Below are 12,452 nucleotides of genomic sequence, written 5' to 3'. Positions count from 1 at the left end.
CGCGACGCGAAGTCACCCTCCGGCAGGTCTGCCGCGCCGGGCGAGGTCGTCGCGCGGGCAGCAGGAAATATGGGCCGCTCGCCAAGGTTCGACCTGGCGAGGGGCGGCTCACGGCTGAAGCCACGCCATTCCTATTATTTTGTCCGAAAGTCAGTCAAGGGATGAAATTTAAACCAATGATGGAATGCTGGTTTCGGGCATCGACAAAACCGGCTTCCGGTGGGTGTGTCTACGGACGGTGGACCTCCCCGGCTGGGCCGATGATCTCTGCCCGCCCTCGCGTCCTGGGGTTCTGCCACCCTGTGTGATGATCTTGTCCCTCTATGGAATGCCCGTAATTAGGGTTTCGGTCTGGTCCTCTGAAGGGATGCGTGTCCCTATTGACTGATTGAGTCGGGTCCGATTCTCCATATCGGTCAGATCGGCGGTCATCCCGCTGGCAGTGGCCTCGCGGGATGCTGACAGCCCCCGGGCCGCCTCCCGTCAAGGCCGGGATCAGAAAGACCTCCCCGTGCGGGACGAGCACGGGGAGGTCTCGAGATCACTGCGATTCCGGTCTCAGCGGACGGGCGCGTCGCCCGGCCTCACCGCTTCGGCCGGAAGTAGTGCCTGACCATGTAGGCGGTGACCTGGGCGCCGATCTTCGCGCCCTGCACGTCCGCCGTGCGGGTGTGGATGCCGCCCCACACGCGGGCCTCGATGACCTCGGCCAGGGCGTGCGAGAAGCCGCGGAAGCTCCTGGTGGTGCCCGAGTCGGAGCTGTAACCGCTGAAGGGGATGTCGTCCCTGCCGAAGAAGTGGGCCAGCGCCGACATGCTGGCCGCCGTGAAGCACGTGTGGCCGGAGGTGTAGTCGGGGTGCGGCGGGGTGACCAGCAGCGGCGTCCAGTCCGGGTCGGCCGCGGTGCGGGGGTTGCCGTCGGTGTCGGCCAGGCGGATCGCCGTGACCGGCCGCCAGAAGGCCCACGCCGCCTTCTCGTTGTAACAGGCGGTCGTGGCGTCGGCCTCGGCCAGGTCGACCATGGCGAACATGCGGGCCGCCTGGAGCGGGTTCAGCCGCCGCGTCGTGGCGAGCTGGCGTTTGATCTCCCATTCGGCCAGGTGCCGGTCGTGCCACCAGATCGCGGCCTGCGTCTGGTCCTGCGTCCTGGCCGTGCTGTTCGCCGCGCCGATGCGCTTGAGCTCGTTGACGTCCTTGGCGTAGCGGGAGCTGGTCAGCGCGGGCGGGCCCGAGGTGCGGAACATCGACGCGCTGGGGATGAGGAACGGCTTGAGGTCGCCGACCCAGGCCCCGTCCGAGGCGTTCGTGGGCGGCGTCGGCCGCCACTGGCCGGGCTGCGTGCCGATCGGCCAGGTCTGGTCGCCGAACGCGCCGTCGTTCTCCCTGGCGGCGATCATCGCGGCCGCCGCCTGCTCGCCCACGGCGACGCCGCGTCGTTTCGCGCCGCCGTCGGCGATCGTGGCGAGGTAGTCGTCGTACTGGGTCGTCAGCCGGGTCTGCTGGGCGGGGAAGAGCTTGTTCAGCACGCGGAAGGCCGCGGTGGCGACGGCGGCCTCCGTCGACCCCCCGCCGTCGGCCCGGGGCGCGGTGAGGTACGGCTGGTAGGGGGTGCCGGCGATCGCGTTCACCGCGTCGTAGACGGCTCCGTGCACCATGGCGAAGCTGCGCGCCTGGACCTGCGGCTGCTGGCCGGCGACGTCCCAGATGGCGGTCTGGGCGTTGCGGTCCCAGACGACGACGGCGTTCTCGGGCGGTTGTGAGCCCGACGCGTACGCGGTTGACGAGCCCGGTCCCGCCGGGATGCCGGCGGCGATGACGAGGACGGCCAGCCATCGTGCGATGACCGGCCGTCGCCTGCCAGGTGTTTGAGGCATTTGAGAAAATTACTATGTCGCCTCAAGGTCGTTAAGCGGCCGAATGGGCGAAAACCCGATAACGGCGCACCCGAAAAACGGACCCGCCGTAACGGCGGCGGAGTGTCGCGCCGGGCCCCTCCTGCCGGCGCGCCCTCTCAAGGGGGCTGACGTCGAGTAACGCCGTCAGCTCGGTCGTGCTCCGCCGCGGACGGCACGCCGGTCGCGTCTCTCCCGCACGGCGATGACGTTCGCCGCGATGAGCAGCCCGGAAGGGACGATCGCGGAAATGAAACCGCTCATTCCGATCAGGCCGACGCCCGTCGCTCCCCAGGCGAGGATCGCCCAGCCGACATATCCGGGAACCTGCTGCCCCTGCCGCCCAGCCCGCGCCACCAGCAGCCCCAGCAGCGCCAGCACCACGACGAATCCGCCGGGCAGCGCCCAGAAGACAGCCTTCGACTCGCCGTCGGCGAGGCCGTTGCGCAGGTCTCCCGCGAGCCAGCCGGCCCAGGGGGCGAGGGGGGCGAACACGGCGACGTGCGCCAGGGCGATGAAGATCATGGCTCGCCCGGCCCAGATGGTGAGCCGGTTCGGCGGTGTGGCCCTCGCGAGCGGGGCGGAAGTGCTCATGACTGCCAGCCTTTCCCGGGAGCCCTCCGGCGTGCTCCCTCGCGAGGGGGATGCCCCTCCCTCTGCCGGGGCGGTCTCCGGCGGCCTCACGACAGCGCCTTCTCGGCCATCATGGCCATCAGCGTCATCTGGTCCAGCTGGGGTGTGCCGGCGGGGTCGAGCTCGCGGTAGCGGCGGTGCAGGTTGACCACGATCCGCTCGGTGTCCAGCCAGGTGGCGTACTCGTCCAGGTCCACCGTGCTGATCGCCTCGGGGAAGGACAGGCCGCGGGCGTGGGCGGCGTCCGCCTGGTCGACCACGTGGGCGAGGTAGCCGCGCACCGCGCGGATCCCGTCGGGGTCGGTGACCGGGCCGTGGCCGGGGACGATCGTGTGGGCGCCGGTGGCGATCATCGCGTCGCAGGCGTCGATCCAGTTGGCGATCGGGCCGCTCCACACGATCGGCGTGCAGCCGACGAACAGCAGGTCGCCGGCGAAGAGCACACCCGCGTCCGGCACGTGCACGACCGTGTCGGCGCTGGTGTGGGCTGGGCCGAGGTCCATCAGGCGCACCTGTCGGCCGCCGATGTCGAGGGTGAGCTCCCGGTCGTAGGTCCGGGTGGGCAGCCGCAGGCGGATGCCGCTGAAGTCGAAGGCGCCGAAGCGTTCGCGGAAGTAGGGGGTCGCCGGGCCGATGTCCATCACCTGGGTGGCGGTCAGCAGGTCGGGACGCATCTCGTGCCGCATCTCCGCCCGGGTGCCCGCCGCGGAGACGATGTCGACGTGCTCGCCCAGCAGCTGGGTGCCGTGGCAGTGGTCGCCGTTGGAGTGCGTGATGGCGGCGTGGGTCAGCGGATGCCGGTCGGTGATCTCCCGCATGGCGTCCAGCATCTCGGCGGTCAGCGGCAGGTCGAACAGCGTGTCCACCAGCAGGGACGCGCCCTCGCCGGCGACGAGCCCGGCGTTGCTCAGGCCGTACCCGCCGTCGGGCAGCAGCCAGGCCCACACGCCCGCGCCGACCTCGTGCAGGCCGCGGGTGTAGGGCAGCCTGGACCGGGCGCTGTTGACGCGCGGGCGCGGCGGGCGGCGGTCGGGGTCGTGCCGCGGCGTCAACGGGTACGGCCTGGCGGACGCGCGGACGGTCTGGCGGGTCCGGCCCAGCCCCTCGACCGTCAGCTCGACGACGTCGCCGTCCCCCAGCCAGCCGGGGAAGGCGGACGGGTCGGCCATCGACAGGTGCTCGACGAGACAGCAGCCGGGCACGGTTCCGGAGCCGAACACGTCGCCGGGCAGCAGGTCCACGCCGCGCGAGGCGTAGGAGACGACCTCGCCGAAGCTCCAGTCCATGGTGTCCGTGCGGCCCGAGCCGACGATCTCGCCGTTGACGGCGGCCTCGACGCGCAGGGCGAGCCGGCCGTCGCGGCGGTAGGGCGCCAGCTCGTCCGGGGTGACCAGGAACGGGCCGAGCGTGGTCGCGCCGTCCTTGCCCTTGGCCTGGCCGATCGCCAGCGGCGACTCGCGCAGCTGCAGGTCCCGCGCCGACCAGTCGTTGTAGACGGTGTAGCCGATGATGTGCTGCTCGGCCTCTTCCGGCGTCAGGTCCCGGCCGCCCGGTCCGATGACCGCGGCGATCTCCAGCTCGAAGTCGAACCAGGCGCTGCCCGGCGAGATCGTCACGTCGTCGTACGGGCCGACGACCGTCGAGGGGCAGGCGAAGTAGAAGGCCGGGACCTGGTACCAGGCGTCCGGCAGGGTGCGCGGCTGACCGGCGGCCTGCCGGCAGTTGCGCATGTGGTCGAGGAAGCACAGGCAGTCGCGGATCGACGGCGGGCGCGGGACGGGCGCCCGCAGCCGCGCCTGGGCCAGCGGAACCGGCTCCGCCGACGACGCGAGCGCCTGCTCGCCCGCCGCGCGCAGCGCCTCGGCGCCGCCGCCGATGAGATCGAGCAGCCTGACACCTGGCGCGACGGGGTGGATCAGGTCCTCGCCGAGCACGCCGACGCGGTCGCCGGTGTCGGTCGCGTAGGTCACCCAACGCATGGGGAGCTCCTTCGGCTCTATGTTGGTTGACACAGGCTATAGCGAATGACATTCGCTCTGTCATTCGGCATACAGGTTCGCGTGGCATCATCGCCGTATGGCGATCGATGACCGTGGCGGCGCGTGAACGCGCCGAGCCCGCCCGGACGGCGGGGATGGGCGGCGATCACGCCCGGCCGCCTGTACTACGCCGGGCACGTCGGCGCGGGCGGCATGCACGCCCACCATGCCGTGCAACTCCTGGTCGGCGACGGCCTGGTCCTGCGCGGCGGCACCGGGCCGGCGCACGAGGTGTCGGCCGCGCTGATCCCGGCCGACACCCCGCACGAGATCGTGCGCGGCGCCGACGACGCCCTGCTCGTCCTGATCGACCCGGCACAGGCGGGGCGGCCGTCCCGCCGGCCGGCCGCCGGTTCGGCCGCCTCGTGGAGCCTCGGCGTCCGCCCGCCGGCCCGTCGTGACCTGCCCGGCCTGGCCGCCCTGGCCGACGAGCTGACGGGCACGGCGCCGCCGCCACCCCTCCACCCCGCTCTGGCGCACGCGATGCGGCTGGTCGAGGCGGCCCTGCCCGCGCAGGTACGGCTCGCCGCGGTGGCCGACGCCGTGCACCTGTCCGAGAGCAGGCTGGCCCACCTGTTCCGGCAGGAGGCGGGGCTGCCGTTCCGGCCGTACGTGTTGTGGATGAGGCTGCGGGTCGCGCTCTCCTCACTGTCGCGGGGAGCCACGCTGACCGGCGCCGCGCACGCGGCCGGCTTCTCCGACGCCGCCCACCTGACCAGGACCGTGCGCCGCATGATGGGCGACGCGCCCTCGGCGCTGGCCACCGGGGTGCGGTGGCTGGAGGGATAGCAGGTTCGTTCAAGACCGCCGGCCGCCGGGCAGGCCAGGCTGGTCCATGTGATCATCATCATCGGCGCCGGTCAGGCAGGGCTCGCCGCGGGCCGGGAACTGCGCCTGGCCGGGCACGACGTGCTCCTCATCGAGGCCCATCCCCGCGTCGGAGAGTCCTGGCGGCGCCGCTGGGACTCCCTGCGCCTGTTCACCCCCGCCCGGCTCAGCTCGCTCCCCGGCCTGCCGCTGCCCGGCGACGGCGACCGCCACCCCGGCAAGGACGAGGTGGCCGGCTATCTGCGGGACTACGCGGCGCACTTCGAGCTGCCCGTTCGACTCGGCACCTCCGTCTCACAACTGCGCCGCGCCGCGGACGGGACGTTCGAGGCGGTCACCGACCGGGGCGTGCTCACCGCCGACGGCGTCGTGGTCGCGACCGGCCCCTTCCAGCGGCCGCACGTCCCCGGCCTGCCGCTCGGACCGGAGATCGTCGCCCTGCACAGTGCCGACTACCGCAACCCGGGCCGGCTGCCCGACGGGCCCGTGCTCGTGGTCGGCGGCGGCAACTCCGGCATGCAGATCGCCGCCGAGCTGTGCCTGGACCGGCAGGTCACGCTCGCGGTCGGCAAGCGCCAGCCGGTGCTGCCCCAGCGTGTCCTCGGCCGCGACGTCTTCGCCTGGCTGCAGGCTCTCGGGGTGGTCACCGCCCCGGTCACCGGGCGGTTCGGCCGCTTCGTCCGCGAGCGCGACCCGTTGATCGGCGTCGGCCCCGGGGAGCTGCGCCGCCTGGGCGTCCGCGTCGTCGACGGCGTCGTCTCCGCCGACGGCGGCCGGCTGCGCACGGCCGGCGGGCACACCGTCACGCCGTCCGTCGTGATCTGGGCGACCGGCTACCGCCCCGACTACGGCTGGCTGCGGGTGCCCGGCGCGCTGGCCGGCGGCGTGCCGCTGCACACCGGCGGCATCAGCCCGGTGCCCGGCCTGACGTACGTCGGCCTGCCCTTCCAGCGCAACCGCGGCTCCGCCCTGCTCGGCTGGGTGGGACAGGACGCGGCCCTGGTGGCACGGAGCTACCCGGGCACGGCGCGGTCGTCCGCGGCGGGCCCGATCAGCCCTCCGGCAACGCGGTGAGGACGGCGGCCAGCAGCGTGTCGTCGTGGCCGGGCGGCACCGCGCGCAGGTCGAGCAGGCAGCGGCCGTTCTCCACGCGGGCCAGCACGGGCGGCTGCGCCCGGCGCAGGACGGCGGCCGCCCGCCGGTCCAGCGCGACGGCGGCGCTCGGCAGGGACACCCCGGGCGCGCCGCCGCCGCCGACCACGCTCCGGCTGTCGACGGCCTCGGCGTCGATCCCCTTGTCGCGCAGCCGGGCCGCCAGGTCCTCGGCGCGGGAGCGCAGCGTGACGTGATCGGCGTGCAGGCTCTCCCAGGTCGGCGTCGGCGGGCCCGCGACCGTGGCCTCCAGCGCGGCCAGCGTGATCTTGTCCACCCGCAGCGCGCGGGCGAGCGGATGGCGGCGCAGCCGGTCCACGAGGTCGGCGCGGCCGAACAGCAGCCCGCATTGAGGGCCGCCGAGCAGTTTGTCGCCGCTGGTGGTGACGAGGTCCGCGCCCTCGGTCAACCAGCTCGTGACGTCGGGCTCGCGGGGCAGCAGCGGCTCGTGGGCCAGCAGCCCCGAGCCCGCGTCGGCGACGAGGGGAACACCCCGCTCACGGCACAACGCCGCCAGCCGCGACACCGGGACGTCGGCCGTGAACCCCTCGATCCGGTAGTTGGACGGGTGCACCTTCAGCACCATGCCCGTCTCCGGCCCGATCGCGCCGGCGTAGTCGGCCAGGGCGGTGCGGTTGGTCATGCCGACCTCGCGCAGCCGGGCTCCCGTGGAGACGAGCAGGTCGGGAAGGCGGAAGCCGTCCCCGATCTCGATCAGCTCCCCCGGCTGACCAGGATCTCGCCGCCCGCCGCCAGCGCGGTGGCCGCCAGCACGAGTGCCGCCGCGTTGTTGTTCACGACGTGGACCGCCTCGGCCGCGGGCACCGCGGCGGCCAGGGCGGCCAGCGCCGTACGCCCCCGTCTGCCCCGGCCGCCCGTGTCGAGGTCGAGCTCGACGTCGGTGACCCCGGCGGCCAGTTCCACCGCCTGGCGGGCGGCGTCCGACAGCGGGGCGCGGCCCAGGTTGGTGTGCAGCAGCACGCCGGTGGCGTTGATCACCGGCCGCAGGCCGGCGGCGGAGTCGGGCAGTGCCGCCAGCGCCGCGGTCAGGACGTCCTCCGGCGCGAGCTCTCCCTCCCTGGCCCGCCGCTGCGCCGCGACGACCACGGCCTTGACCTGGGTGTGGCCGAACCGCCGCCGGGCCTCGACCAGCCGGGGGTCGGCGAGCAGCGCGTCCGTGCGCGGGATGGATCGACGATGGTCGGTCACGCTAGGGATGTCCGTTCAGCGTGAGAAGCACGATGTCTCCAGGTCTCATACCGGGCCGATCAGGCATCATATGATCATCCGCCGGAAAAGCGATCATGGCGGTCGTGATCGCCCTAAGGTGTGATCATGAAGAGGCTCACGCAGTACGCCCAAGGCGGTGGCTGCGCCTGCAAGATCCCCGCGGCGGACCTGGAATCGCTGCTCGGCAGCTCACGAATGCCGTTCCCGCGAGACCCCGAGGCGGAGCTCGTGGTGGGGCTGGAATCCGGCGACGACGCCGCCGTGGTCCGCACCCAGGACGGATCCGTGCTCATCAGCACGGCCGACTTCTTCACCCCGGTGGTCGACGACCCCTACGACTGGGGCCGCATCGCCGCGGCCAACGCCCTCTCCGACGTCTACGCCATGGGCGGGCGCCCCGTGGTCGCGCTCAACCTCCTGTGCTGGCCTCCCGATCGCCTGCCCTACGACCTGGCCGCCGAGGTGCTGCGGGGCGGCGCGGAGGTGGCCGCCCAGGCCGGCTGCCATCTGGCCGGCGGGCACAGCGTCGTGGACGCCGAACCCAAGTACGGCCTGGCCGTCACCGGCGTCGCCGACCCCGACCGGCTGCTGCGCAACGACGCCGGCCGCCCCGGCCTGCCGCTGTCCCTGACCAAGCCGCTCGGCCTGGGCGTGCTCAACAACCGGCACAAGAACACCGGCGAGGTGTTCCCGCACGCCGTCGAGACCATGACCCGGCTGAACGCGGACGCCTCGCGCCAGGCCCTGGCCGCCGGCATCCGCTGCGCCACCGACGTCACCGGCTTCGGCCTGCTGGGCCACCTCCACAAGCTGGCCCGCGCCTCCGGCGTCACCGCCGTGCTGCACGCCTCGGCCGTCCCGGTGCTGGACGGCGCGGCGCAGGCCGTGAAGGAGGGGTTCGTCCCCGGCGGCTCCCGGCGCAACCTCGACTGGGTCGCCCCCCATCTCGATCCCGGCGACGTCTCCGAGGAGACCCTGCTGCTGCTCGCCGACGCGCAGACCTCAGGGGGGGCTGCTGGTCGCCGGGGAGATCCCCGGCGCCCCCGTGATCGGCGAGCTGATCGAACACACCGGGCACACCGTCGTCATCCGTCCCTGAACGGGCCCGGTGCCGGGTACTTCGCGGGAGTTCGACGTCGTCCGCAGGTTTATGATCTCTTTCGGAGGCGTTTAGGAGTCTGGTGATCCTCCTGGTCTTCAAAACCAGTGGCGCCGAGCATCTCGGCGCGGCGGGTTCGATTCCCGTCCGCCTCCGCTGATCAGCGAATCGGGGGATGGTTTGCGCACGGATCGACGCGCCGCGGAGCACGCATGCACGTGATCGCGACGGCCGGGCACGTCGACCACGGCAAGTCGACGCTGGTCCGGGCGCTGACCGGCATGGAGCCCGACCGCTGGGCCGAGGAACGCCGCCGCGGCATGACCATCGACCTCGGCTTCGCCTGGACCACGCTCGGCTCCGGGGAGCGCATCGCGTTCGTCGACGTCCCCGGGCACGAGCGGTTCGTCACCAACATGCTGGCCGGAGTCGGGCCCTGCCCCGTGGTTATGCTGGTGGTGGCCGCCGACCAGGGGTGGCAGGCCCAGTCGGCCGAGCATCTGGCGGCGCTCGACGCCCTGGGCGTGCGGCACGGCCTCGCGGTCGTCACCCGGGCCGATCTCGCCGATCCCGAGCCCGCCCTGAGCCAGGTCCGCGACCACCTGGCGGGAACCGGCCTGGCGGGGATCGACAGCGTGGTCGTCAGCGGGCGCACCGGGCAGGGGCTCGGCGAGCTGGAGAGCGCCCTGGCCCGGCTCGCCGCCGCGCTTCCCGCGCCGGACACCGAGGACGCCGTCCGGTTGTGGATCGACCGGGTGTTCACCGTCACCGGAGCCGGGACCGTCGTCACCGGAACGCTGACCGGAGGGACCCTCCGCGTCGGCGACGAGCTGGAGGCCGGCGGCCGGCGGGTCAGGATCCGCGGGCTCCAGACGCTCGGCGAGAAGGCGGAGCGCGTCCCGGCGACCGCCCGCGTCGCCGTCAACCTGCGCGGCGTCGACCGTGACGAGCTGTCCCGGGGCGCGGCGCTGGTGACGCCGGCGGCGTGGCTGCCGGCTCAGGTTGTGGACGTGCGGCTGAACCCCGGTGTGGAGCGCCGGAGGCAGGCCGCGCACCTGCATCTCGGGTCGGCCGCCGTTCCCGTCCGGGTCCGCTTCCTGGGCCCCGACACCGCCCGGCTCACCCTCGGCCGTCCGCTGCCGCTCCGGGTCGGGGACCGGGGCCTGCTCCGCGACCCCGGCAGGCAGGAGATCGTCGCCGGAGTCCAGGTGCTGGACGTCCGTCCCGCCGCGCTGGGACGCCGGGGGGCCGCGGCGGCCAGGGCGGCCGCGCTCGGCGCAGCGCCGCTGCCCGACGCCGCGGCACTGCTGCGCTGGCACGGGCTACTGACGGGAAACGAGCTCAGGGCGATGGGGTGCCCGCCCGCCGGATCGCCGGTGGCCGGCGACTGGCACGCCGACCCCGAGCACTGGTCGTCGCTGACCCGACGGCTCGCCGAGCACGTCGCGCGGCGGCCCGCGCTCGATCCGGGGATCACCGTGGAGGCCGCGGCCCACCTGCTCGGACTGCCCGACCGGCGGCTCGCCGAGGCGCTCGTCACGCCGCCGCTGGTGGTCGAGGGCGGGCGGATCCTGCCCGCCGGCAGGTCGCTGCCGCCCGCCATCGCCAGGGCGGTCGCGCGGCTCACCGCCGATCTGGCCGAGCGGCCCTTCGACGCCCCCACGGCCGAACGGCTGGCGGAGCTCGGCCTGACGGGCAAGGCGCTGGCGGCCGTGCTCCAGTCGGGGGCCGTGCTGTCGATCGGCAAGAACGTCGTGCTCATGCCCGACGCCCTGGACAGGGCCGCGGAGACGCTCGCGGGACTGCCCGCGCCGTTCACCGTCAGCGATGTCCGGGTGGCCCTGGCCACCAGCCGCCGCGTCGCCCTTCCCCTGCTGGAGTGCCTCGACGCCCGGGGGATCACCCGGCGCGTCGACAACGACCGCCGAACCCTGCGCCCGCCCCGCTGACGCCGGGCGGAACCTCCGGGCCGCCTAGTGCCGTGCTCCGCCCGGCAGGACGACGGCCGCCAGGCCGGGCACGTCGAACAGCGGCCGGCCGCCCGAGGGGGAGAGCACCTCCAGCTCCTGCCGCCCACGGGCCTGGTCCTGGGGCACCTGGACGACGGCGAAGCCGCCGTCCACCGGCCCGACCGGGAACCGGCCGGCCGGCAGCGGCAGGCGGGCCACCTGCCGGCCCGTGACGTCGAACTCCAGGACCGTGATCCGGTCGCCGGAGTACTCCAGGGTGAAGATCCGCTCGCCGCTCACCTGGACGGACAGCCCGTGGTCGGTGTCGCTGAGCACCCCCGCGCCGGACGTCAGGGTGAGGGTGCGCCCGGTGCCGGCGTGCTCCAGCGTGACGCGGTCGAGCGGCGGCCTGTCGTACCGGCGGGCGTCGAGGAGGAGCGGCTCGCCCGACGGCAGCAGGCCGACCGGCTCCTGCCCGGACGGCAGGTCGAGCTCGCGGGCGCGGCCGCTCGGGAGCTCCAGCGTCCGGTAGGAACGCACGTCCCCGCTGGCGTGGTAGCCGACGATCAGCCGCCGGGAGTCCGCGGACCACGCCCATGGACTGTACGCGCTGTCCGCGCCGCCGCCGGCCGGCGGTTCGAGCCGGTGGACCGCGACCCCCAGCAGGTCTCTGACCTCGTACCCGCCCCCGACGGGTTGCCCAAGCCAGCGCCCGTCGGGGGAGAGCGTGATGTTGCCCGGAGGGCTGACGGTCCGCGCGCCCAGCAGGAACTGCCGGCCGTCGGCGAGCAGCAGGAAGGTGGGGCACTGCGACTGGCAGGCGGTGTACACCAGGGCGCCCCGCCCGGCCGGGCCGGTGGCGGGCAGCGCCGGCGCCTGGGCGGGCGGCTGGACGGTGTGCGGCGGCGCGGCCACCGTCACGGCGGCGTCCGGACCGGCGGGCGAGCGCGCCTGGTAGGCGGCGAGACCGCCGACGGCCATGATGACGGCGGCCGATCCGGCGACCAGCGCCCTGCGGGTCCTGCGGGTGCGCAGCGTGCCGAGCGCCCGACCGGCGTCGGCATAGTCACGCGCGTCCCGGCCGAGCTGGTGGAAGGCCTCTCCGAGGGCCCGGTTCATGAGCGCACCTCCGCTTCGAGCAGTCGGGGAGCCACCTTGCGCAGGCGTTTGAGCGCGTCGTGGGTGTGCCGTTTGACCGTGCCGACGGAGCAGCCCAGCTGGGCGGCGACCGTGCTCTCGGAGAGGTCCTCGTAGAACCTGAGATAGAGCACGAGCCGCTGCTTCGTGGTGAGCACGTTCAGCGCCCGCGACAACGCGATCTTCAACTCCGCCTGCGCGGACTCGTCGGCGGACGGCGGCGACTCGGGCAGCTCCGCGGTCGGGACGAACGCCAGCCGGCGGGGCCGCCGCCACGTGCGCAGCTGATTGATCATGACCTTGCGGACGTAGGGTTCCGGGTCGCCGCGCTTGGTCAGCTTCCGCCATCGTGCCGCGACCTTGACCAGCGTCTCCTGCACCAGATCCTCGGCGAGGGCATGATCCCCGGTGACCAGGTAGGCCATGCGCGACAACGCCAGGCCACGCGCGGCCACGAACTCGCCGAACCCGTCGTCGGTCACCGGCCCAACCC

The 12,452-nt window shown here is 73.7% G+C and carries 9 protein-coding genes, 1 tRNA gene and 1 pseudogene; 5 read left to right on the top strand and 6 right to left on the bottom strand.

The genetic code is table 11. The annotated features are described in order from the left end of the window. Positions 1-584: 584 nt before the first annotated feature. From ACNF49_RS38105 to ACNF49_RS38095, 3 genes are all read right to left on the bottom strand, one after another. A complete protein-coding gene (locus ACNF49_RS38105) occupies positions 585-1,874 on the bottom strand; it encodes a vanadium-dependent haloperoxidase (RefSeq protein ID WP_482940652.1) in 1,290 nt (429 codons plus the stop codon). 165 nt (positions 1,875-2,039) lie between these two features. Next, positions 2,040-2,486 carry a DUF6463 family protein gene (locus ACNF49_RS38100; protein WP_357971936.1) on the bottom strand — a complete coding sequence of 149 codons (447 nt, stop codon included), beginning with the start codon at positions 2,484-2,486 and terminating at the stop codon, positions 2,040-2,042. Between the two features lie 86 nt (positions 2,487-2,572). Beyond that, positions 2,573-4,504, bottom strand: coding sequence for a fumarylacetoacetate hydrolase family protein (locus ACNF49_RS38095; RefSeq protein WP_482940651.1), 1,932 nt, complete (start codon positions 4,502-4,504; stop codon positions 2,573-2,575). 123 nt (positions 4,505-4,627) lie between these two features. Here ACNF49_RS38095 and ACNF49_RS38090 point away from each other — a divergent pair, with 123 nt between their 5' ends. Together ACNF49_RS38090 and ACNF49_RS38085 are read left to right on the top strand one after the other, a co-directional pair. Further along, a complete protein-coding gene (locus tag ACNF49_RS38090; protein WP_482940650.1) occupies positions 4,628-5,353 on the top strand; it encodes a helix-turn-helix transcriptional regulator in 726 nt (241 codons plus the stop codon). A gap of 48 nt (positions 5,354-5,401) precedes the next feature. Then, positions 5,402-6,466, top strand: coding sequence for a flavin-containing monooxygenase (locus tag ACNF49_RS38085; protein ID WP_357971930.1), 1,065 nt, complete (start codon positions 5,402-5,404; stop codon positions 6,464-6,466). On the opposite strand, the pseudogene selA reads toward ACNF49_RS38085, so the two are convergent. Continuing rightward, positions 6,444-7,753 (bottom strand): annotated as a pseudogene (gene selA / locus ACNF49_RS38080) (L-seryl-tRNA(Sec) selenium transferase). The gene ACNF49_RS38085 and the pseudogene selA overlap by 23 nt on opposite strands. A 126-nt stretch (positions 7,754-7,879) precedes the next feature. On the opposite strand from selA, the gene selD reads away from it, so the two are divergent. From selD to selB, 3 genes are all read left to right on the top strand, one after another. After that, positions 7,880-8,959 (top strand): selenide, water dikinase SelD, encoded by a 1,080-nt coding sequence (selD, locus tag ACNF49_RS38075; protein WP_482940649.1) that lies wholly within the window; start codon positions 7,880-7,882, stop codon positions 8,957-8,959. After that, positions 8,937-9,030 (top strand) — tRNA-Sec (locus tag ACNF49_RS38070). The genes selD and ACNF49_RS38070 overlap by 23 nt, the downstream gene beginning before the upstream one ends. A gap of 55 nt (positions 9,031-9,085) precedes the next feature. Then, complete coding sequence (gene selB, locus ACNF49_RS38065; protein WP_482940648.1) at positions 9,086-10,822, top strand: selenocysteine-specific translation elongation factor; 1,737 nt, start codon at positions 9,086-9,088, stop codon at positions 10,820-10,822. 24 nt (positions 10,823-10,846) lie between these two features. On the opposite strand, the gene ACNF49_RS38060 is transcribed toward selB, so the two are convergent. Further along, positions 10,847-11,941: a hypothetical protein gene (locus ACNF49_RS38060; RefSeq protein WP_482940647.1), complete on the bottom strand. Its 1,095-nt coding sequence runs from the start codon at positions 11,939-11,941 to the stop codon at positions 10,847-10,849. Next, positions 11,938-12,441, bottom strand: a complete 504-nt coding sequence (locus ACNF49_RS38055) for a SigE family RNA polymerase sigma factor (RefSeq protein ID WP_357971920.1) — start codon at positions 12,439-12,441, stop codon at positions 11,938-11,940. The genes ACNF49_RS38060 and ACNF49_RS38055 overlap by 4 nt, the downstream gene beginning before the upstream one ends. Positions 12,442-12,452: the final 11 nt, after the last annotated feature.

It is taken from the genome of Actinomadura sp. ATCC 39365, assembly GCF_054392275.1.
This window is presented reverse-complemented; position numbering and strand designations above follow the sequence as displayed.